At 70.6% G+C, this 21506-nt stretch carries 17 protein-coding genes, 1 tRNA gene and 2 pseudogenes; 12 read left to right on the top strand and 8 right to left on the bottom strand.

All coding sequences use genetic code 11. The annotated features are described in order from the left end of the window. A complete protein-coding gene (locus BA062_RS36460) occupies window positions 1-930 on the bottom strand; it encodes an ABC transporter ATP-binding protein (protein ID WP_110343694.1) in 930 nt (309 codons plus the stop codon). 111 nt (window positions 931-1041) lie between these two features. Between BA062_RS36460 and BA062_RS36455 the strand changes: the two genes are divergently transcribed. Beyond that, window positions 1042-1851 carry an ion transporter gene (locus tag BA062_RS36455; RefSeq protein ID WP_110343765.1) on the top strand — a complete coding sequence of 270 codons (810 nt, stop codon included), beginning with the start codon at window positions 1042-1044 and terminating at the stop codon, window positions 1849-1851. Window positions 1852-1890: 39 nt separating this feature from the next. Here BA062_RS36455 and hrpB read toward each other — a convergent pair whose 3' ends face one another. After that, window positions 1891-4329 carry an ATP-dependent helicase HrpB gene (gene hrpB, locus BA062_RS36450; protein WP_110343693.1) on the bottom strand — a complete coding sequence of 813 codons (2439 nt, stop codon included), beginning with the start codon at window positions 4327-4329 and terminating at the stop codon, window positions 1891-1893. Between the two features lie 71 nt (window positions 4330-4400). Here hrpB and BA062_RS36445 point away from each other — a divergent pair, with 71 nt between their 5' ends. The 6 genes from BA062_RS36445 to BA062_RS36420 all read left to right on the top strand — a co-directional run bounded on the left by BA062_RS36445 (window position 4401) and on the right by BA062_RS36420 (window position 7957). After that, the gene (locus tag BA062_RS36445) at window positions 4401-5219 is read left to right on the top strand and encodes a DsbA family protein (RefSeq protein ID WP_110343692.1); all 819 of its coding nucleotides are present in this window, start codon (window positions 4401-4403) and stop codon (window positions 5217-5219) included. 107 nt (window positions 5220-5326) lie between these two features. Continuing rightward, entirely contained in the window at window positions 5327-5668 is a 342-nt protein-coding gene (locus tag BA062_RS36440) for a hypothetical protein (RefSeq protein ID WP_110343691.1), read from the top strand. Next, the gene (locus BA062_RS36435) at window positions 5665-6777 is read left to right on the top strand and encodes a C40 family peptidase (protein WP_110343690.1); all 1113 of its coding nucleotides are present in this window, start codon (window positions 5665-5667) and stop codon (window positions 6775-6777) included. The genes BA062_RS36440 and BA062_RS36435 overlap by 4 nt, the downstream gene beginning before the upstream one ends. A gap of 191 nt (window positions 6778-6968) precedes the next feature. Continuing rightward, the gene (locus tag BA062_RS36430; RefSeq protein ID WP_110343764.1) at window positions 6969-7310 is read left to right on the top strand and encodes a YbaB/EbfC family nucleoid-associated protein; all 342 of its coding nucleotides are present in this window, start codon (window positions 6969-6971) and stop codon (window positions 7308-7310) included. After that, window positions 7307-7810 carry a YbaB/EbfC family nucleoid-associated protein gene (locus BA062_RS36425; protein WP_110343689.1) on the top strand — a complete coding sequence of 168 codons (504 nt, stop codon included), beginning with the start codon at window positions 7307-7309 and terminating at the stop codon, window positions 7808-7810. The genes BA062_RS36430 and BA062_RS36425 overlap by 4 nt, the downstream gene beginning before the upstream one ends. A 74-nt stretch (window positions 7811-7884) precedes the next feature. Then, window positions 7885-7957, top strand: a tRNA-Ala gene (locus tag BA062_RS36420). A gap of 238 nt (window positions 7958-8195) precedes the next feature. On the opposite strand, the pseudogene BA062_RS36415 reads toward BA062_RS36420, so the two are convergent. Continuing rightward, window positions 8196-8691 (bottom strand): annotated as a pseudogene (locus tag BA062_RS36415) (acyl-CoA dehydrogenase family protein); the annotation flags it as partial. Window positions 8692-9301: 610 nt separating this feature from the next. Between BA062_RS36415 and BA062_RS36410 the strand changes: the two are divergent. The 3 genes and pseudogenes from BA062_RS36410 to BA062_RS36400 all read left to right on the top strand — a co-directional run bounded on the left by BA062_RS36410 (window position 9302) and on the right by BA062_RS36400 (window position 11206). After that, on the top strand, window positions 9302-9529 hold the full coding sequence (locus BA062_RS36410; RefSeq protein WP_210407113.1) for a beta/alpha barrel domain-containing protein: 228 nt from the start codon (window positions 9302-9304) through the stop codon (window positions 9527-9529). 211 nt (window positions 9530-9740) lie between these two features. Continuing rightward, window positions 9741-10233: pseudogene (locus tag BA062_RS41500) on the top strand (IS110 family transposase); the annotation flags it as partial. 523 nt (window positions 10234-10756) lie between these two features. Continuing rightward, on the top strand, window positions 10757-11206 hold the full coding sequence (locus tag BA062_RS36400) for a VapC50 family PIN domain-containing toxin (RefSeq protein WP_146240136.1): 450 nt from the start codon (window positions 10757-10759) through the stop codon (window positions 11204-11206). Between the two features lie 351 nt (window positions 11207-11557). Here the strand turns inward: BA062_RS36400 and BA062_RS36390 are convergent, their stop codons facing one another. The 3 genes from BA062_RS36390 to BA062_RS36380 all read right to left on the bottom strand — a co-directional run bounded on the left by BA062_RS36390 (window position 11558) and on the right by BA062_RS36380 (window position 13966). Beyond that, complete coding sequence (locus BA062_RS36390; RefSeq protein ID WP_110343687.1) at window positions 11558-11983, bottom strand: DUF7144 family membrane protein; 426 nt, start codon at window positions 11981-11983, stop codon at window positions 11558-11560. A 410-nt stretch (window positions 11984-12393) separates the two neighbouring features. Next, window positions 12394-13728: a hypothetical protein gene (locus BA062_RS36385; RefSeq protein WP_110343686.1), complete on the bottom strand. Its 1335-nt coding sequence runs from the start codon at window positions 13726-13728 to the stop codon at window positions 12394-12396. Continuing rightward, window positions 13721-13966 carry a hypothetical protein gene (locus BA062_RS36380; protein WP_245960207.1) on the bottom strand — a complete coding sequence of 82 codons (246 nt, stop codon included), beginning with the start codon at window positions 13964-13966 and terminating at the stop codon, window positions 13721-13723. The genes BA062_RS36385 and BA062_RS36380 overlap by 8 nt, the downstream gene beginning before the upstream one ends. Window positions 13967-14151: 185 nt before the next feature. Between BA062_RS36380 and BA062_RS36375 the strand changes: the two genes are divergently transcribed. After that, on the top strand, window positions 14152-16809 hold the full coding sequence (locus tag BA062_RS36375; RefSeq protein ID WP_110343763.1) for a winged helix-turn-helix domain-containing protein: 2658 nt from the start codon (window positions 14152-14154) through the stop codon (window positions 16807-16809). Between the two features lie 65 nt (window positions 16810-16874). Continuing rightward, the gene (locus BA062_RS36370) at window positions 16875-19475 is read left to right on the top strand and encodes a winged helix-turn-helix domain-containing protein (RefSeq protein ID WP_245960194.1); all 2601 of its coding nucleotides are present in this window, start codon (window positions 16875-16877) and stop codon (window positions 19473-19475) included. Between the two features lie 180 nt (window positions 19476-19655). Here BA062_RS36370 and BA062_RS36365 read toward each other — a convergent pair whose 3' ends face one another. Both BA062_RS36365 and BA062_RS36360 read right to left on the bottom strand, forming a co-directional pair. Next, window positions 19656-19949 (bottom strand): lipopolysaccharide assembly protein LapA domain-containing protein, encoded by a 294-nt coding sequence (locus BA062_RS36365; protein ID WP_110343684.1) that lies wholly within the window; start codon window positions 19947-19949, stop codon window positions 19656-19658. After that, window positions 19933-20823, bottom strand: a complete 891-nt coding sequence (locus tag BA062_RS36360; RefSeq protein WP_245960193.1) for a YhjD/YihY/BrkB family envelope integrity protein — start codon at window positions 20821-20823, stop codon at window positions 19933-19935. Before BA062_RS36360 ends, BA062_RS36365 begins: the two co-directional genes overlap by 17 nt. Window positions 20824-21506 lie beyond the last annotated feature (683 nt).

Below are 21506 nucleotides of genomic sequence, written 5' to 3'. Positions count from 1 at the left end.
TCAGACCCCCACCGTCCGCTCGGAGACGCCGTACTCCACGGCGCTCGCCGTCAACTCCAGATACGCCTGCTCCAGCGACGCCGTGCGCGGCGACAACCCGTGCAGCCGCACGCCCAGCGCGTGCGCCGCGTCGCCGACCCGCTCCACCGGAATGTCCCTGACCACCAGCTCGCCGTCCGAGGGCAGGTCCACCTCGGCGCCGTCGCGGCGCAGCCGTTCGGCCAGCGCCCTCCGGTCCCCGGCGTCCGGTAACCGGACGTGCACGGCGGACACGCTGTTGCTGGCGATGAACTCCTCGATCGGGGCGTCGGCGAGCAGCCTGCCCTTGCCGATCACCACGAGCCGGTCGGCGGTCAGCTGCATCTCGCTCATCAGGTGGCTCGACACGAGCACGGTCCTGCCCTCGGCGGCCAGCGAGCGCAGGAGACCGCGCACCCACAGCACGCCGTCGGGGTCGAGCCCGTTCACCGGTTCGTCGAACATCAGCACCTTCGGATCGCCCAGCAGCGCGCCCGCGATGCCCAGCCGCTGCGACATGCCCAGCGAGAACGCGCCCGTGCGCTTGCGGGCGGCCTCGGTGAGCCCGACCTTCTCCAGCAGCTCCCCGACCCGCCGGTCCGGGATGTCGTTGCTGCGGGCCATCGCCAGCAGGTTCTTCTCCGCGGTGCGGCCCGGGTGCAGGGCCTTCGCGTCCAGCAGCGCGCCGACCTCCCGCAGCGGGTGCCGCAGCTCGGCGTAGCGACGTCCGCCGACCAGCGCTTGCCCCGACGTCGGCTGGTCAAGGCCCAGCACCATGCGCATGGTGGTGGACTTGCCGGCGCCGTTCGGGCCGAGAAAGCCCGTGATCTTGCCCGGCTCGACGTCGAACGTCAGGTCGTCCACCACCGTCCTGGCCCCGTAGCGCTTCGTGAGCGAACGCAGCGTGATCATGTTCTCCTCCGTGGACTCGTGCAGGTCACGAAGCTAGGGGCGGGAGGAGGGCCGACACACTGCCCGATCGCAACAAGCAGGGGTCGACTTTCGTCGGGCACAATGCGGCGCATGACGAGCGGTATCCGGCGGCGCGGGCGAGACGTGACCATCGTGGACTTCGTGATGCTCGCGCTCGCGATCTTCTCCGTGGTCCTGCTCTGCTACATCCTGTTCTTCGAGCACTCGGCGCGGACCGCCCACATCGTCTTCATCGTCGACACGTCCATCTGCGGCGTGTTCCTGATCGAGTTCCTGTGGCGGTGGCGGGCCGAGGGCTGGGAGAAGTGGTTCCCGCTGCGCCGCTGGTACGAGGTGCTCGGCATGATCCCGATCGCCCACCCCGCGCTGCGTGGCTTCCGGCTGCTGCGGATCGTCGTGGTGATCGTGCGGCTGGCGCGCACCGCCGACCGCGCGTTCGGGGAGCAGTTCACCCAGCGGCTCGTGGAGCGCTTCTCGCGGCCGATCGTGCTGGCGATCAAGAAGCCCGTCACGGTCGCGGTGCTCGACGAGGTGGTGAAGGTGCTCGAGACCGGCAACTACCCGGAGAACCTCGCGCGCTCGCTGGCGAGCAATCAGGAGATGCTGCGGGAGATCGTCACCGAGAAGCTCAAGAACGACCCGCAGGCGGGGCGGTTCTCGAGGCTGCCGTTCCACGACGAGATCGTCAAGTCCGTTGTGGACACGACAATCCGCGTGATCCTGGACGTGCTCACCGACGAGCGCATCGACCGGTTCTTCGCCGAGGTGGTCAGGGAGAACCGCGAGCAGATCCGCGAGGCGGTGCAGCTCGGCCTCCACGAGGAGGACGACGAGGAGCTGGCGGCGAGACTCCCCACCCGCCCGGAGCGCTCCCTCTACACCAAGTCCCCACTGCAGTGAAGGCCACCTTCACTGCGTTCAATGCAGTGAAGGTGGCCTTCACTGCGGACGGGGGCGGCGCTTGGCTCCTCGAGTGGGTTCCGCCGTCAGCGGGTCCTCCGGCCACGGGTGCTTCGGGTACCGGCCGCGCAGTTCCGCCCGCACGCCCAGGTAACCGTTGCGCCAGAACGACTCCAGGTCGGCCGTCACCGCCGCGGGACGGCCCGCGGGGGAGAGCAGGTGCAGCACCACGGGCACCGTTCCGCCCGCGATGCGCGGGGTGGCGAGCCAGCCGAACGTCTCCTGCAGCTTCACGGAGAGCACCGGCTCCCCACTCGCGTAGTCCACGCGGATCCGCGAGCCCGTCGGGACCTCGATGCGGTCGGGTGCCAGCTCGTCGAAGCGGCTCGCCTCCGGCCACGGCAGGAGCCTGCGCAGCGCGGACGCCGTCTCGATGCGGGCGAGGTCAGCGCCCCTTCGCACACCGGAAAGCTCCGGCTCCAGCCAGTCGTCCACCCTGGACAGCAGCGCCTCGTCGCCGGTGTCCGGCCACGGCGCGCCGACGTGCTCGTTGAGGAACGCCAGCCGCTGCCGCAGGCGCACGGCCTCGGCGGGCCACGACAGCAGCCCCAGACCCTCCCTGCGAAGGCCCTCGCGCACGGCGGCCCGGACCAGCGGCGGGTCCGGTTCGGCCAGCGGCCGCTCGGCGAGCGTGATCGCGCCGAGCCTGCGCACGGACCTGGCCACGAGCTCGCCGCCGGAGAACGTGATCTCCTCCGACTCGGTCACCAGGTTCGCCGCGACCCGCGTGGCCAGTGCCTCGTCGGCTCTCGCGGCCAGGCGGATCACCCCGTGTGCGCGGCCCGGCTCGCGGGTCGCCTCGGCCACCGCGAGCCATTCGGACTCGCCGAGCCCGCTGCCGGGCGGCAGCTCGGCAGCCGTCCCTCCGGCCATCAGGTACACGTTCGAGCCCCCACCGCGGCGGCGCGCGAGCCGCTCAGGGTGGGCCAGCGCCACGACGGCGGCCGGGTCCGGCGCCTCCGGCCCGCCCTCGACCAGCGCGGCGAGCCTGCGGACCTCCTTGCGCAGCCGTCCGTCCGGTTCCTTCTCCCGCCTGCGCAGCTCGGCCTCCACATCGGTGAGCTGAGCGCCCTCGTCCAGCAGCGCGACGACCTCCGCCGCCGAACGGGCGCCGACCTCCGCCGCGCCGTCGAGCAGCGCGCGGGCGAGCCGAGGGTGCAGGCCGAGCGCGGCCATGCGCGTGCCGCGCTCGGTGACCGTCCCGTCCTCCGCCACGGCCCCGAGTGTGCGCAGCAGCCTGCGCCCCGCCGTCAGCGCGCCCTCCGGCGGCGGGTCCCACCAGCCGAGCCCGCCGCCGTCCGGCGTCGACCAGCACGCCAGCTCCAGCGCAAGCCGGGACAGCTCGGCCGTGCGGATCTCGGGCTCGGGGTACGCGGGCAGGCTCGCGTGCTCGTGGGCGGGCCAGCACCGGTAGACGGTCCCGGGGCCGAGGCGCCCCGCCCGGCCCGCTCGCTGGTCGGCCACCGCCGCCGACACGCGGACCGTCGCCAGGCCGGGCAGCCCGCGCCGGTGGTCGACCCTCGGCACGCGCGCCAGTCCGGAGTCGACCACGGCCCGCACCCCGGGCACGGTCAGGCTCGACTCGGCCACCGCCGTCGCCAGTACCACCCGTCTGCGTGACCCCTCGGTGAGCGCCGCGTCCTGGCGGGCGGCCGGCAGCCTGCCGTGCAGGGGGAGCACGTCCACCCCTGGCACGTCGAGCAGGGCCGTCACCCTGGCGATCTCCTTCGCACCCGGCAGGAACCCGAGCACGTCACCCTCCGTTTCGGACAGTGCGGTGTGGACGGCTCGCGCGAAGCACGCCTCGATGCGCTCCCCCCGAGACGGCGGGCGGTGGACGACCTCGACGGGGTGGCTCGTGGTGTGGGCCGTGATCACCGGGGCGTCCCCGAGCAGCGCGGCGAGCCGGTCGGCGGCCACGGTCGCCGACGTCGCGAGCAGCCGCAGGTCCTCCCGCAGTCCCTCGCGCACGTCCAGCAACAGGGCCAGCAGCAGGTCGGCGTCGAGGTGTCGTTCATGGCACTCGTCGAGCAGCACCGTCGAGACGCCCGGCAGCTCGGGATCGTGCTGGAGCCTGCGGACCAGCAGCCCCGTGGTGACCACCTCGATGCGCGTGCGGCTCGACGTGCGCCGGTCGCCGCGCACCGCGTAGCCCACGGTCTCGCCGACCCGCTCGCCGAGCAGGGCGGCCATCCGGTTCGCGGCGGCGCGGGCGGCCAGCCGCCGCGGCTCGGCGACCACCACCCGGCCCTCGGCGGCGTCCGCGAGCGCAAGGGGCACGAGCGTGGTCTTGCCGGTACCCGGTGGTGCGACGAGCACCGCGCTGCCGTGCCGGGCCAGCGCGGCGTCCAGGTCGCCGAGCACCTCGCGCACCGGTAAGGCCGGCAGCTCTGCTGTGACGAGCCTCGCGACCGGCAAGCCTGCCTCCTCACAGCTTTCTCAGACGCGGTCACTAGCCTAGGTCCTGAAGAGCACGAGGAAGGACCCCAGTGGGCGGAGCGGAGCGGACCGCGCGCAAGCGCCGGCAACAGCAGCAACAGCAGCAGTCGGCCGGTAAGCAGGCGGTGGCGAAGGCCAGGAAGAGCACCGACCCGAAGCGCGTCGGCATCATCGTCGGCGCGATCGTCGTGGTGGCCGCCGTGGTCATCGGCGGTCTCATCTGGACCAACGCCTCGCAGAACGCCACCGAGGGCCAGAAGATCCCCACCGCGCAGTCCGCGAACTCGCAGTACCCGGAGCGGCGCGAGGGCCTCGTGGTCGTGACGGGCAACCCGGACGCCCCCGTGACGATCGACGTCTACGCCGACTTCCTGTGCCCGGTGTGCCGTCAGTTCCAGGAGGCCTACGGCCAGGAGATCGAGCAGAAGGTGGCTCAGGGCCAGCTCCAGCTGCGCACGCACATGGTGCCCATGCTCGTGGAGGCCTCGGACCCGCCGGGCTACTCGCTCGACGCCGCCAACGCCTCACTGCTCGCCGCCGACGCGGGCAAGTTCACCGCGTTCCACGACAGCCTCTACGCCAACCAGCCCGAGGAGGGCAAGCGCGGTTACAGCAAGGAGCAGCTGATCGAGCTCGGCCGCGACCTCGGCATCACCGACCCCGCGTTCGCCCAGGGCGTCAACAGCGGGAAGTTCGACAAGCAGCTCACCGCCGAGATGCAGCGCATCAGCAACGACTCCTCGCTGCACCAGGACTTCGGCAACGGCAACCGCGGCTTCGGCACCCCGACGGTCACCCACAACGGCAAGATCGTCGACTTCACCGACCAGCAGTGGCTCGACAAGCTGATCTCGAACGCCCAGAGTTAATCGTTTCCCCTTCTCGTGCACGGAGGGTGTTCTAGGCTGAGCCCGGAGTGCCCGCGGGAACCGTTCGCGTGCCACCGGCGTCGCACTCCCGGGTACGAGGAGGGGACGTGGACGGGACACCACACCGGGGTTTCTGGGTCGACGAGGGGGCGTACGCCGACTACGCGCGGGCCATCGACCCCACGGGCGACGACCTTCGCGGCGCGAGCGACTCACATCTCGCACCGCACGTCGAGCTGGCGGGGGCCGGCTTCTCCGCGATGGGTTCGGAGGCCGGGTTCGCCGGTGCCTACGCCAACCGCATGCGGGGACTGCAGGAGCGGCTGAGCAGGCTCGGCGGGCAGTGGCAGCAGATGGGTGACGCCGCACGGCAGACGAGCGCCAACTACGACGCCGTCGAGGCCGACCAGCAGGCCACCATCGAGCGCCTCGGCAAGGAGCTCAGATGACCGAGACCGCACAGGTGATGCGCACGGCACTGGACCTGCCCGACCAGTTCGCGGGAAAGCTGCGCACCGACGACGCCGCCATCGACGGCGCGGTCGGCGGCCAGGCGGCGCTGCGGACCTCGCTCGACGGCGTGCAGGGCTCGGTCGGCGGCCAGCGGGTCGCGCTGGCGTCGCGGTCGTCGGGGCACGCGACCGACCTCGCCACGAGCACGTCGGAAAGCCTGGAACGTGAGGTCGAGACCCTGCTGAACGAGAGCAGGGAGATCGAGGACGCCGTCACGGAGGCCGCCGAGGCGCTCAAGATCGGCCAGATCGAGAACGACCGGATCCGCGAGGAGATCATCCGCGAGATCAGCAACACCATGAAGGCCGTCGCGGCCGCGCGGCAGACGCCACCGGTGCCGACCGGCGGCCAGGCCGCGGTGCGGGAACTCATGGTCTCGCTGCAGCGCAAGATCGGCGAGCTCACCGGGCAGGCCGCCGACACCAGCGCCGAAACGCTCGGCAAGCTCACCGGCATCGCGGGCAAGCTCGGCGGCAGCGAGTCGACCACGGCGAGCAGCGCGGGCGGCAGCACGCAGGTCGCGTCGTCGTTCAACGCGCAGGGCAGCGGCTCCGGCGGTGGCGGCGGTTCCGGAGGCGGCGGAGGCTACAGCGGCGGGGCGGTGACCAAGCCGAGGCTGCCGGTCGCGATCCCGCCCCAGCCCGGCACCGGTGTCAAGATCAACCTGCCCAACGGCAAGACCGTCGAGGCGCCCAACGAGACGGCGGCGAAGGCCGTCCGCGCGGCGTTGTCCCAGCTCGGCGTGCCCTACGTGTGGGGAGGCACCGCGCGCGGCGTAGGCCTCGACTGCAGCGGCCTGACCATGACTTCCTACGGCGAGGCCGGCCTGGAGATCCCGCGCATCGCCAAGACGCAGACCGTCGGCGCCGAGGTGCCGTCGATCGACCAGCTGCTGCCGGGTGACCTGGTGGTGTGGTCGGGTCACGTCGCGATGGTCATCGGCGACGGGCAGATGATCGAGGCAGGCGACCCCGTGCAGATCGGCCCCATCCGGACGGACAACGCGGGCCAGCAGTTCATCGGCTTCTACCGCCCGACGGGCTAGGTCGTGTCTGACGATCCCGTTGCCTGCTGCGCGGCGCCTCGCTGCGTTGTCGGAAGACCCGAGTACGGTCCAGTACGAGGATCTTCCTCGGATCGTCAGGCACGACCTGGCTCGGCGCTGGATCTGGTGGGAGGGGCCGCGTAGTGGCGGAGATCGACATCGACCGGGAGGCGTCCCGGGTCGGCGAGCAGATGGAACAGACGGCCGCGCAGGCGCGGGAGCGGTTCGCGCAGGTCGGCAGCGTCACCGGGCGGGCGGAGTCCGCGGACGGCTCGATCAGGGTCGAGGTGGCGCCGGGCGGGCTGCTCACGGACGTGCGCATCACGCACGCCGCGCTGCGGGCAGGTACGGACGCGGTCGCGCAGCAGATCGTCGACCTGGCGAACCGGGCGACGCGGCGTGCGGGCGACCGCATGTACCGGGCGCTGTCGCCGGTGCTGGGACCGGGCAGCGACCGGCAGCTGGCCTCGCTCGGCTACGAACCGCTGCCTGACGACGAGGACGAACCGCGCTACCCGGGAGCCGCGCGATGACCGAGCCCACGACCAAGCAGCTCATCGAGACCGCGCGCGCCCGCCAGGACGCGTTGGCGCAGGTCGAGACCCTGATGGCCCAGGCCACGGGCACGGCTCACGACCTGGACAACACGATCCAGCTGACCGTCGACGCGCGCGGCAAGCTGCTGAACCTCTGGCTCGCCCCTGCCGCGGCGAACTGGGGCCCCGACCGGCTCGGCTCGCTGATCGTGGAGGTCGCCCAGGTCGCGATGCAGGAGGCCACCCAGGCGAGTTACAACAAGGTCGCCCTGCTGCTCGGCGAGGACATGACGTACCTCATTGAGCAGCTCTCGGGCATGCCGGCCCCCGCGCGCGCCGCGAACGACGACACGGGGCTGACGGTGGAGGAGTTCCAGTGGCGCAGGGAGGAGCGCCTCGGCGGCCGCCGGACGCAGCCCGCCGCCCCCACCGACGCGGGCGACGACGTCTACGACCTGGACTCCTTCGACCCGGCCTCCCTGCGCTCGGACCGCTGAGGCCACCCCCGCGTGAGGGTGGGAAGGCGGTGGGGTAAAGTAATCAACACGTGAGCGGCACTCCCGCTTCACCCGGGGCTATGGCGCAGCTGGTAGCGCACCTCACTGGCAGTGAGGGGGTCAGGGGTTCGAGTCCCCTTAGCTCCACGTTTCGGAAGGCCCGCTGAACTGGTTATAGCGCCAGGTCAGCGGGCCTTTTTCGTCGCGCCGTAAATTCATCCATTGTGGATCTCGCTTCAGTTGCTGTTCAGTAGGTGGAGCAAAGCTGGAGCAGTGTGGGGCCCGGCGCGAAGTGGGGTCACGGATGCTGCTCCAGGTGTGTCGTCCATGCGGGTGAGTGTGTCGAGTTGGTCTGGGCTGGCTTCGCCGATGCGTTGGGGGTGGCTCAGGCGGTGTCGCGCCAGGTTGTGTGGGCGGGGTCGGTGGTGTTGTCGGCGATGGCTTTGTCCCAGCGGATCACGAGCTGGTGGATCTCACTTGTGCCCTCGTAGGTGAGCACCGATTCGAGGTTTGTTGGCATGCCTCAGGATCGGGAAGTCGAGGGTGCTCCCGGCCGCGCCGAGGACGCCGCGGCACCCACGGGCGATCGCGATGGCCTCGCGGACGTTGTTGAGCTTTCCGAGGCTCACCTGCTCGGGCGTGAGCTGGTGCTGGTCCTTGAGTCTGCCGAGCTGGAGCGCGAGCGGCATCCCCTTGCCGAGTTCGAGGGTCATATCGGCAAGCTTGGCCTGGGTGAGCTGGAAGGCGGCGAGCGGTCGGTTGAAGATCTCGCGCTCGGCTGCGTAGGTGATCGCGGTCTCCAGGCAGTCCCGAGCGGGCTCGAGCGCGCCAAAGGCGATACCGAACCGGGCTTCGTTCAGGCACGACAGCGGGCCACGGAGGTCGCGCGCCGGGCTTTCGCCGGTTTCGTACCAGTCGGCGATATGCGGCTTGACTGACTTCTCGATGTACCGACGGACGATGTCGCGTATGTCGCGATCGTCGTCCGCGATCAGGGTGCCGATGGAGAAGAGTTCGCGGAGGTGCGCGCACTCGCCGCACCCGCCGGACTCGGAAACGCCATGGTGTCGCACGGCTTCGAGGAGCACTCCAGCTCGCGTTCCAGTCCGCGAGGCAGTTGTTGCGCTCCCTGACGGCACTGCGGCTCGTGCTCGCCTGTCAGGTGAAACCTGGACGACCCGCCCCTGGGCGTCGGTGATCGGGCCGGCATGCCGTCGCCGCGGTCGAGCATGGCGCCGGCCACCAACGGCTCCTCGCTGGCTTCACCCGCGCCCTCATCGGCGCACTTCGGAGCCGCCGCTCACCGGCCGACACCGTCGGCATCCACTCCACTCTCGACGAGCTCGTCGGCGGGAATTCCGGCGGACCGTCCGAAGAGGGCGCGCACCCGTGCTTTCGGGGTGGAGAGCGTGCTGGCGAAGTGGAGTCCGGCGCGGCGCAGCTCCGTTTCGGATCCCGAGCCGGGGAGCTGCGGAGTTTCGCCGGTCCGGGTTGGGTGGCTACGCGAAGCTCGCCACCCCCGTCGTGGTCAGTATCGGCGGACTGTCCACACAGGAGTACTGGCGCGTAGCCGACGAGCTGTCCGGGACCGAGCACGCCGCGCTCGAGGCCAACGTCTCCCGTCCCAACCTCGAACGGGCAGGCGCGACGCTCGACTCCGACCCGCGTGCGATGAGCGAGGTCGTGGCCGGAGCGGTCCCCCCGTTACCTTCTTCGTAGTTCCTGATCAAGGAGCTGTAGTCGCCAGGTTCGGTATGACTGATGCCCCTAGTTGAGTCCATGATCCGGGGGTGGTGTCGCCGGGCCTGGTGGCATCGAGGGACCGCTGAATAGGGACACGGCCGCCTTCGGGTAGGTCTCGTCGCAGGCGTGGGTGCCGGCCATCGATGCTCGACCGGCGACCACCCGCCACGGACGAAGGACGTGGTGGATGACCAGCGGTTATGGCGTGTTCCTGGGGTTGGACGTCGGCAAAGGCAACCACCACGCCGTCGGCCTGGACCCGGCCGGGAAGCGGCTGCACGACGGGCCACTGCCCAACAGCGAACCCAAGCTGCGGGCGTTTGTTCGACACGTTCGCCGCCCACGGGCCGCTGCTGGTCGTGGTCGATCAACCGGCCACGATCGGCGCGCTGCCGGTCGCGGTCGCCCGCGCCTGCGGGCACCAGGTGGCCTACCTGCCCGGCCTGGCGATGCGCCGCATCGCCGACCTCTACCCCGGCACCGCCAAGACCGACGCCCGCGATGCCTACGTCATCGCCGATGCCGCCCGCAGCCTGCCGCACACGCTGCGCCAGGTCGATGTCGGTGACGACGCCCTTGCCGAGCTGGAGGTGCTAGTCGGGTTCGACGATGACCTGGCCGGTGAGGCCACCCGCCTCGGCAACCGCATCCGCGGCCTGCTCACCGGCATTCACCCCGCCGGCCGTGTCCCTATCAGCGGTCCCCTGATGCCACCAGACCCGGTGACACCACCCCCGGATCATGCGTGCGACTGGGGACTAAGTCATGCCGGGCCTGGCGACCGCAGCTCCTTGATCAAAAGCCACGAAGAAGGTAACCGGGGGGGCGAGCGCCCGGATGAGGCGGAGGCCGTGCCCCGGCCGGGCGAGGACCGCCCGAACGGGGCAGGCCGGATCACCTTCGACATCCAGCCATACGGCGGGATAGTGCGGCTCACCGTGACCGAGGAGAACTTCCTCGACCAGGCCGAGCGGGACGAGTCAGCCGAGGGCTGGGCCGCGGTGCAGTCCAATTTGAGGTCCCTCCTCGAGACCGGCAGCCCGCTATCCCAGGAACCGTGGCTCCAACCCCAGCGATAACCAGGTGGGCGTCGAACGTGACACGGTGAGTCGCACGGTCCCGATAGCAAGCAGACCCCAGCACGGACCCCGGCGGCGAGCACCTGCTCGTGCTCGCCCGCGGCACCGAGGGCTACGCCCGGCTGTGCCGGGTGATCTCCTCGGCGCACCTGCGCGGCGGGGAGAAAGGCCGCCCGGTCTACGACCGGGACGAGCCCAGGGGCGGGTCGACACGATGCGCACAGCCTTTCCGGATGCGCTGGTCGAGGGCTACGAGCCGCTCATTCCTGTCATGACCAACCAGGCGAATGACCGTCATGTACTCGCCGCGGCTGTGCGTGGCGGAGCCGAGATCATCATGACCAACAACATCAAGGACTTCCCCGATGCCGCGTTGTCGCCGTTCGACATCACGGCCGTGACCGCGGATGACTCTCTGCTCGACCAGCTCGAGCTCCACCCTGCGGTGACACGCGCCTGCTTCATCGCGATGGTTCAGGCGCGCACGCGACCACCGGTCGTGCCCGCCGAGCTGCTCCCGCGGTTCGGCGTGATCGCGCCGAAGTTCGCGCACGAACTTGGCCGCACCCTCTGAGCTGGCTGCTGCGGCACAGCGACGAGCGCCACCATCACGCGTTACAGCTGGATACACGACTGGCCCCAGTGATCGGTGAATGGCGAGCTGACCGACCGTCGGCTCATCCCCCCGATCTGGTGACCGCAACCGGGAACTAGCGCCAGCTTCTTCGTGATCAGCGGTTTCACCGTTCGCGGGCGCCCTTGGAGGTGATCCTGGCTTGTTTGTTGGGCAGGTCCAGGTCCTCGACGTTCAGCGCGAGCACCGCCGAGGGCGTGGCTGGGGGACTCGTAGAGCATCCGCCACAAGGTTCTCTCCCGCAGCGGCACGTCGCGGCGTCGACAGAGGCGGTCGATCCGGGAGCGGGAGTCAGTCGGCGAGTCGCATCTCCCGCCCGTGTGCGATCAGCGCGTAGATCACGACGATGTCGAGCGTGATGACGATGAGCGACCAGACCGGGTAGGCGGGCACGAAGGCCAGGTGGATTATCGCGCTTGCGCCAGCGAGGATCGCGCCGAGGATCTGCGCGATCAGTTTGCCTGCCAGGACACCGCAGCCGATCACGACGGCGGCTACTCCGATTCCGAAGTGCAGCCAGCCCCACACGTCGTAGGAAACCTCGACGACGAGACCGGACGAGGGTACCGCGTAGTAGTCCTCGTCGAAGACCGCGACGAGGCCCTCGACTGCGTGGAACAGGCCGAGCAGGACCAGCATGATCCCGCCGAACGAGATCCACCCGGTCCAGCCGGTCGCCGTCCGGCGCTGACGGGGTGGGGTGTAGCTGTCGGTCATTGCGCCTCCCGCGGAGCCGGGGTTCGACGACTCCAACCCTGCCGCGCCCGCCGCGTGGACGCCTCACTCCCGACGGGTGATGGAAGGGGCCGTGGCCCCGCGCACCGTGCCCGGAGCTGGCCGGCATTCGTGCGCGGGTGGTCAGGTAGGTCGACCTGCCGGAGATCATCCGGACCTCCGTCGGTTGCGGGGGAGCCTCTGCGGGCCGCGCGGATCCAGATCATGGCCCGGACGAGGTGGTGGCCCGCTGGGCGAGGCGAAAGCTGCGCTCGGATGTCTGTAGACCGCCCTGGCGGTGCAGCCGCCCGGTTTCGCGCCGTGCGCGCGGCCGCGAGTGGGACGCCGCCCGCTGTGTGCGCGCCGTCAGGTCGTGCCAGGCAAGGACCCCGGTACCTGCGACGAGTGCCAGGTCACGCCGGGGCGGCAGGCTTGCGGCCGTCGTCCGCGGGGCGGGGCTGGTCTAGGAATTGCAGCACGCCGAGAGCGAACACCAGGATCAGCGCGATCACCAGTACCGTCAGCCCGCTCGGGCGGTTCAGGAAGACGAAGACCAGCACGGCGACACCGATGAGGCCGAATCGGAGCGCGGTGAGGTGCGCGTGCACCCACGGCCCTACCGGACCCGTGCGCAGTCCGGCCCGGGCGCCGCCGCCGCGCAGCCACCCGATGGCCTTGGACGCGCCCCGGCGGATTCCCACCGCGGTCGCGGAAGGGCCGGTCAGAAAAGCGCCGAGGGCGACGACCAGGCTGACCACGAACAGCAGCCGCAGCCCGTCGCGCAGGAACCGGACGATCAGATCGTAGGAGTCGCCTGCGGCCACCGTCGCCCGCGGGGGTACGGCATTGACCAGCGCGCCCCGGACGACCAGCAGCGCTGCGGCGACCGTCAGCATGGCCAGCGCGACGCCGAGTCCCGCGCCGAGTAGCGCTCTCCGGTGCCGACGAGCCACGTACACGCCGAGCGCCAGCAGGGCGAGGGCGATCCACGGTAGCCACGTCGCCGCTTTGTCCAGCAGAGAGTAGGCGCCCTGTGTCCTCTCCAGTGTCGTTGCGTCGGTGATCGCGATCGTCGGGTGGACGTCGGGGATCCGGTTCGCCACAGTGAAGCCGGACTGCACTAGTTGTTGCTTGGTCTCGTTGATGAACGGGGCCAGATCGAGCCGCACTTGACCGTCGGCCACCACCACGGCCTGGCTCTGACCGGAGAGCACGGCGTTCATCTGTTCGCTGGCGGAGCGCAGCGACCGTTCCCACAGTTCGGCCACCTGGGGACTGGCCACGATCCCCGCGACTTGGTCGTGGACGAACCCGCGCAGGCTCGACTCCAGCGGCCCGGCAAGTCCCTCCAGCCGGTCGACGACGGCTGGCCGCACGCCCTGCGCGCGCAGGGCCTGGAGCGTCTCGGAGGTGAGCGCGGGAACGTCGACGTAGTCGAACACGGTGGTGGTGACCCGGTCGGTGACCGCGGCTCGCACCGACGGTTCCCGGATGAGCGGGCTGGTCGTCGCGACGAATCGGTCGGTGTCGGCGACCTGGTTGTGCACCCACACCGTCAGCAACGCGATCGGCATCAGCAGGCAGCCCAGCGTGAGGATGACGCCCGCCGCGATGGATCGCCAGACGATCCTGCGTGGCGGCCGCTCGCGCCGGGCCGCGACCTCAATGCGCAACCGGTCCAGCTCGGCGCGCTCGTCGGGCGTTAGTGCCGGTGACGCGTCCACCGCGCGGCTCGTCGCATCAGTCATCGCCGTTCTCCGTTCGCGGGTCCGGGCGTGGCAGCTCGGGAATCTGGTGCACTGACACGATCCGTAGGCCGAAGTCCTCCAGGAGCATCAGCAATCCGTGAAGGTGCGCCTGGTCGGTGACCGCGCTATAGATGATGGTTTCGGGCGGGGCCGGCTCCATCCGCATGTCGGTGTACTCAGCCACAGCTTCGCGAAGCCTCGGCGAGCACCGTCCGTGGACGCGGAACTCGTAGTTCATCTCCGGCACCGGTTCGCCTCCTCGCGGGGGTTCTCGACAGCCGCTGGCCCCTGCTTGGTGCCAGCTCCGCCACGGTCGCTGTCGAGACCGCCGCTTTCCTCGCCTGTGCTGGGTGAGATGCGCACGGCGGCTGGAATTGGCCGCGCACCGTGTGCACACTGTCGGAATCAGCGAGAGGGATGACGATGCGGGACCCGCTGATCGGGAAAGGGCGCAGACGCGTGCCGAGGACGAAGATCACGGTGCCGGATCTGCCGGTGCACTTCGTCTCCCGTCCGCGCTTGCTCGGGCTGCTGGACCGCGCCACGGAACAACCGGTGTCCGTCCTGTGCGCGCCAGCGGGCACCGGCAAGACCCTGCTGCTGAGCGAATGGGCGCTCCGCATGGACGATGCCGTGACCGCGCTCGTGTCGCTGGACGCGTACGACCGCGACGACCGCCGGCTGTGGTCGGCGGTTCTCGACGCGCTCGCGGCACAACCCGGCGTTCCGGCCAGCAGCCCGCTGCGCACGCTCGGGGTGCCCGACGATCCGAGCGCCGACCCGGGTTTCCTCGCCGAGGTGGCTGACGCGCTCGATGCGCTGGAAACTCCGGTCTTCCTGATCCTCGATGACGTGGAGGAGCTCGTGGGCGCGGGGCCGCGGCGAGCGCTGGAGGCGCTGGTCCGGCACCAGCCCGCGGGCGTGCGGCTGGTGCTGTCCGGCCGACGGGAACCTCCGGTTCCCCTGGCGCGACTGCGCTTGGCCGACAGGCTTACCGAGATGGGCACCAACGACCTGCGCTTCACCTCGGTCGAGGCGCGGTCGCTGTTCGCCGTCAGCGGCGCGGTGGTGACCTCCGAGACGCTCGACCGCCTGGTTTGCGAGGCCGACGGGTGGGCTGTCGCCCTGCGGCTGGCCGCGTCCTCGGCCGCGCGGGAAGGCAATCTCAACGAGTTCCTCGCCGGGCACGACCGCGCGCTGGCGGACTACCTCGCCCAGGAGGTCCTCACCGGCTTCGACGACCCCGTTCAGGAGTTCCTGCGTCTGGTCAGCGTGTGCGGGGATCTGTCACCGGAGCTGGCAGTGATCCTTTCCGGACAGTCCGACGCCGCGGCCCTGTTGCACGATCTCGCGGCCGAGGACCTCGCCGTGCGAGAGACGGACACCTCCGAGGGCTACCGGATCCTGCCCCTGCTGCGCACCTATCTGCTCGCTGATCTCGGACGTCGCGACCCGGACCGGTTCAGCGGCCAGCACCTACTCGCCGTCGCCTGGTTCGAGCGCCGGGGCGCTCCCGCGTCGGCGCTGGCACATTGCGCCCGCGCCGGGGATGACGGCCGCACGGTGGTTCTGCTGCGGACCCACGCGGTGATGCTCTTTCTCATCGGCGAGCACACCGTGCTGCGGCAGGCCCTCGGCGTCCTTGACGAAGGCCTCGTGGCGCGTACCCCGCTGCTGGCGCTGATCGCCGCCGCGCTCAGCCTCGAGGCAGGAGAGACCGGAACCGCCGATCTGCACTTGCGTCACGCCGATGCTGCCTGGCCGGCCGACGCCCCGCCGGAACTGGTGGTGCTGCGGCAGCTCACACGGTCCCGGAGGGTGCAGCTGGACGGTGACCATGCGGAGATCACGCGCACGGCCCACGCGGTCGACCCTGACCTCGCTCGCGAGGCCGACCTCGAGGCGCTGGCCGTTGTGCAGCGGGAGACGGAGACTCTGCTGACCGGCCAGCACAGCGCGGTGCGGGGTCGGCTGGAGGCGGTCGTGCGGCGGGCTGGCGAGGCAGGTCAGCGCCACGTCGCCGTCCGGGCCTTGACGATGCTCGGCCAGATCGCGGCTCTTGAGGGCGATTTCCGATCGGTGGACCGGATCGCCCGCCTGCAGTCGGCGGACATCGGTTCCGATGCGCTGGGAACGATCGAGGGCGCGACGATGGGTGTGCTGCTGGCCTACCGCGCACTGCTGAAGGCGGAACCGGAGCAGTGCGCGCGGCACGTCGCCCGGATCGTCAGCTCCACCAGCGGACCGGCGTCGCGGGTCGGTGGCAACCTCAGGGTTGCGGCGGAAATGCTCGGTGGTGCCGCGGAGTTCGATTCGGGGGAACGGCACAGCGGCCTGCGCCGGATGCGCCGAGCGCGTCTCGAGCTGGGCGGCCGGGCTCTGCAGCGGGAGTACGCGGCGCTCGCCGGCGTGCTGGAGCATCGGGCGGCGCTATTGCTCGGTGCCGGGTACCAGGCCCGTGAGGTGGTGGGGTGGTGCCAGAGCCAGATCGGGCACACCGCGGAGCTGCTCGTGATGAGGGCGCGCGGGAAGGTCGCGCTCGGCCGCCATGGCTCGGCGGCGAAGACGCTGCAACCGGTCCTGGACGGGAGCATGCCTGCCCTCCTGCCGTGGTCGGGCATTGAAGCCCGCCTCCTGCAGGCTCGGATCTCCCTGCACTATGGGGAACCCGACGGCGCGCGCAGGCTCGTCGGCGACGCCCTGTCCGCCGCCCAACGCCAAGATGTGGTGTTGCCCTTCGTGTTCGCGCCGGACGAGGTGATCGCGGTGCTGACCGCATTGCTGGGCAGGCTGGGGACACGGGACACTTTCGCCGCGAAACTGCTCGCACGCCGGCGCGGTCTCGGTGTCGATGCGATTCCCGACCCGCTGACCGAGCGCGAGCGCAGCGTCCTGCGGCTGTTGCCCACACTGCGGTCGATCGAGGAGATCGCGGACGATCTGACGGTCTCGCCGAACACGGTCAAGACCCACGTCCGCGGCATCTACGCGAAACTGGGCGTCACGCGACGGCGGGACGCCGTCGCCGTCGCGGTCGCTCGGGGACTTCTCGACAGCGAGCGTGCTGAATTGGTGGAGTAGAAATATCGTCTTCTGGGGCCCCTTGGCCCTACCGGCAGTGTTGTCCGCTCCATACTGTCGCGCCCATGCGCGACAGGGCAGGAGAGTGGATGACCGGGCGGCGCTGGTCAGTGTCCCAGATCAAGTTGGTCCCGCCCCGGCTGCCCGGAAACCTCGTCCATCGTGCCGGGCTGTGCACCTGGCTCTCGCATGCTGTGGCTTCCTCCGACGTCACGCTGGTCTGCGCACCGGCCGGTTTCGGTAAGACGTTACTGCTCGCCGAGTGGATCGCCACGCGGTCCGATGCCGTGTGGGTCTCCCTCGACCATGACGACGACAGCGCGGAACACTTCCTGGCGGCCCTACTGTCGGCAATCGGGGAGCACGCGCCACCCGCGCCGGCGCAAACCGATTCCTCTGTGCCGCCCGGTGACATCGTCACCGCCGTTACCGAACTCGCCGACGCCATCGAGGCCCTGCCTGGGCGACTGGTCCTGGTGCTGGACAACCTGCAGGAGGTCCCCGGCAGGGCCGCCCTGCGCGTGCTGGCGACGATAATCCGCCACCAGCCGCGCAATCTCCGGCTGGTGCTGTCGGCCCGGTCGGATCCACCGCTACCGCTGGCCCGGCTGCGGGTGCAGGGACGCCTGACTGAGCTCCGGGCCGACGGGTTGCGGTTCGGACAGGTCGAGGCGCGCGAGCTTCTCGCGCGCTCGGGCGTCACGCTCACCGACGGCCAGCTGAAGCGCCTGGTCGCCCAGACCGACGGGTGGGCCGCAGGGATCCGGCTGGCCGCTCGCTCGCTGCGCCTCACCGGTGACCCCGAACGCCTGCTCTCGGAGTACGTGAGCCACGACCACACGGTGGCCGACTTCCTCACCGGTGAAGTGCTGTCACACCTGGCCGCGGACAACCGGGCCCTGCTCGCGATGCTGAGCGTATGCGAGCAGGTGTCGCCGCGGCTGGCCGCGTCGCTGACCGGGCGCGACGACGTCGGTGACGTTCTCGCTGGCCTCGAACGCGACGGCGTACTGGTGACCGCGGTGGACGGCGAGCAGCTGTGGTATCAGCTCCATCCGATGCTCCGCGCGTACCTCCGGGCCGAGCTCACCCGCCACCAGCCTGAGCTGGTCACCACACTGCACCACCGGGCGGCCGCCTGGTTCGCCGACCACGACAGTCCCCGGGAGGCGCTTCGGCACGCCGAGCAGACCGGTGACGAGCGGGCCGCCGCGAACCTGTTGCACGGCCTCGGGGTGGACATGCTTCTCGACGGCTGGCCGGGGCTGGTGCTTCGCGGGCTGACCGCCGCGGGGACCACCGTCGCCCGAGACCCGTGGCTGCTGCTCTTCTCTGGCCTCGCACACCTCGAACTTGGCGACCTCACCACGGCCGAATCGGACATCGCGCGCAGCGCCCAGGCATGGCCGTCCCATGAGGACGAGCGGCTCGCCGCGTTCCGCCGGCTCGTCGTGTCGGCGCACGCGCTGGCATGCGGTCGCAGGCCGGTTCCGGGAGACGACGGGACCTGCTTCTCGACGACGATGGAGGCCTGGGAACGGCTCGACCACGGACTCGCGCTGCTCGCCGACCGCGACTACCCGGGGGCAGGCCGGGAACTCGAGGCCGCCGACCGGCTCAGCGACGAGCAGGACCTGCACTACCTCGCAGTGCACACCAAGACTGCGCAGGCTCTGCTGGCTGCCGTCACCGGTGAGCATGCCGTCATGGCGGAGTACTGCGAGCTGGCACTCGCTCTCGCCGGGCAGGGCACCTGGGAACAGTCGCCGTGGCTGGCCGTGTGCCACGCGATGCTCGGCTTCGTGCGGCTGTTGCAGGCGGATCCGTTCGGTGCTCTCGAGTGCGCCGCGAAGCTGGAGGGTGCCGACTCACCCGTGCTGCGTTTCGCGGCCGCGGTCGTCGAGGGCGTGGCCCGGTTCGACGGCGGGGAGCGGGTGGCCGGGCTGCGCTTGTTACACGAGAACCGGGCCGACCTTGCCGAAGCGCCGGTGCCGCGACAGCTCGCCGCGATGGCGATGGTCCTGGAACACCAGTGCGCGTTGAACCTGGCGCAGTTCCCGCTCGCCCGTGAGGTGGCCGAATGGGGCGCGCACCGTCTCGGCCCGACGGCCGAAGGGCACCTGACCGTGGCGCGCACCCGCTTTGCGCGTGGCGACCTGGACGGAACCGAACGAGCCCTCGTCGCCGCACGCGAGCCGGGCGTACCCCAGCTGGTTCCCGGCACGAAAGCCGAGCTTGACCTGCTCGAGGCGGCCGCGGCGCTGCGGCTCGATTGCCGTACCAAGGCCCGCAGTGCGCTCGACCGGGCGCTCGCGCTCGCAGCGCCCGGCCGGACCATCCGCCCGTTCGCACACGTCGAGCCGGATGTCCGCAGGCTGTTGCTCGACCAGACGGGCGGGTTCGGTGATGCCGAGTCGTTCGCGGCGGAGGTCCGACACACCTTCGCCGCTGCCGGGGCTGACCTGGCCGCGACGGTGCTGACCGGCCGAGAGCGCGCCGTGCTGGTGCGCCTGGCAGCCTCACCGCAGCCGCTCGACGAGGTGGCCTCGACGCTGAGGGTTTCGGTCAACACGGTGAAGACCCACGTGCGCGCCATCTACGCCAAGCTCGGCGTGAACAACCGCCGGGCGGCCATCGTGGCGGCCAGGGAGCTAGGCTTCGGCTGACCGGTGCACCCGCCCCGCGTTCCCCGCGGCGCATCTTTCGATCCCCCAGCCAGGCGAGCAGCGCCCAGGCCAATCAGGCCGGCCGAGGCACGAGCAGTCCCGAGGCTGCCGGTGACCGCCCAGAACAGGAGCGCGAGGGTCGCTCCCGCAGGACGTGCAAGACCGGCAACACCAGGGTGTTCACCCACCTCGCCATGATCGACGTGGCCCATACCCGGGAGGGTGCTCCCGTTTGCCGCGGCGGCCGCCGCGGGCCAGCAGGAGCCCGACGAGTACGCCGAGTATGAGCACGCCGGTCAGCGCGGCCCAGAGCGGGCCGCTGATCGTCGTGGTGAACACGCGGATGTCCACGGTTTGGCGGTTCTGCAGGATGAAGGTCACGGCGAGTGCGACGAGCGCTGCCGCGACGATCAGCTTGACCGGGACCTTCTTCGTGGGCGTCGGTGGCGGGGCGCCCTCAGGGGGCATTGTCATCGGAACTCCTCCGTGGAGGGTTCTCCTGTTTCAATAGCAGGAGGTTGAGTACGTGGGCCAGCACGATGAACCGGGCCATGAGCATGAGCCAGACCAGCAGGGCGGCCGCCACGCCGAGCGTCCCGTACAGCTCCGACGCGCGCGACAGCTTGCCTGGCAGGAACTGAACGGCGGCCGTCCGCAGCGCTTCCAGGCCGAGCCCGAAAAGGATTGCCCCGGGAAGTAGCGCGCTGGAGGGGCCCGGTTGGCCAGCACGCAGCAACGGCAGTCCCAAAAGGGTGAACACGGCGACCATCACGATCGAGAGCACGACCATGGGGATGTGCAGAACGGACCTCAGCAGCGGCCCGCCGAGGCACGCCGCGACGGTGCCCAACAGGACCGCGCTATAGCGGCCCGCCCGGACGAGGGCGGTCGCATCCCGTGGGCAGGCGCCGGGCCGGACCCGGTTGACCACGCCGTCCAGCGCCCGGCCCAGGGCGACAGAGGCCAGCGCCAGCGAACCGACGCCGACACCGATGGCGAGCATCCGGCTCTGCTCCGCCTGCTTCCCGACGTTCTCCAGCAGGCTCGCGGTGAGCGGGCTGAGGCCGGTGTCCCTGGCGAGTTCCGACAGGGTCCGCCCACCGGACGACCCGAACCCGAGCAACCCAGCAATGATCAGGGCGCAGGGCAGCAACCAGACGAAGATCCTAAAGGCCAGCGCGGCCGCCAGCAGAGTGCCGACGATCTCGTGGTCGCGCCGAACCAACTCGCCGGTCAGCCGCACCCAGCGGTACCGGCTGGCCGTCGAGACGAACGCATGGCGCATCGCCCGCGCCGCCGTGCTGCTTATGCGCGGCCGTGCGCCACGACCGCCCAGATCACGAGCCATCGAGGGTCATGGCCATCGTGGACCGCACCGCGACTGCCCGGGCCCGGATCGCCCCGCTCGCGAGCGCGATGCCAGTCCCGAATGTGAATACGCCGACCGCGGGTTGGATCCAGCTTCAGCTGTTGAGGTCGAAGACCAACGTGCCCTCGGGACCGATGACGCGGTGTTGGTTCGCGACCAAGGCGACAAAGCCGTGATCGCCGTGAACAGCCCGGCGAGGATCAACATCATCGCGCCGGACACAACCCGGCCGCGGCCCCGCCGGGCCGCCGCCGTGCCGGGTGTCCGGACGCCTCCGTCCGTGAGGGTCTGCTCGGCCATGGCCGTCTCCTATCCGGAAGACCACCACCGTGCCCCGGCACTCGACACCGTTCTTCGCCTGTCAAAGGTGAGCACACGGGGCCGCTGTTCCCTGACGGTTTCGGGATGCGGGCGACGGCAACGACGCGGCACCGTGGCGGAACGGTGCTGCTCACGCTCGCGGCCGGGCCGGTTCCCGAGGACACTGGACACCTCGGTCATGAACTCTCCCACCACGAGCGACCTGGACAGGACGGTGACCTGGATCCAACCCTGATCACGCTCTACACGCGGAGACCGACATGGTGCCGATGCTGCTCGCCGCGCTGGGAACTGGCGCGCCTGCCCCAGTTGGGCAGCGTCACGGTCGTTACTGTGCCGAC

It is taken from the genome of Prauserella flavalba (genome assembly GCF_003202235.1).
Classification (GTDB): Bacteria; Actinomycetota; Actinomycetes; order Mycobacteriales; family Pseudonocardiaceae; genus Prauserella_A; species Prauserella_A flavalba.
Note: the sequence above shows the minus strand (reverse complement) of the source record. Positions and strands in the feature narration are given on the sequence as shown.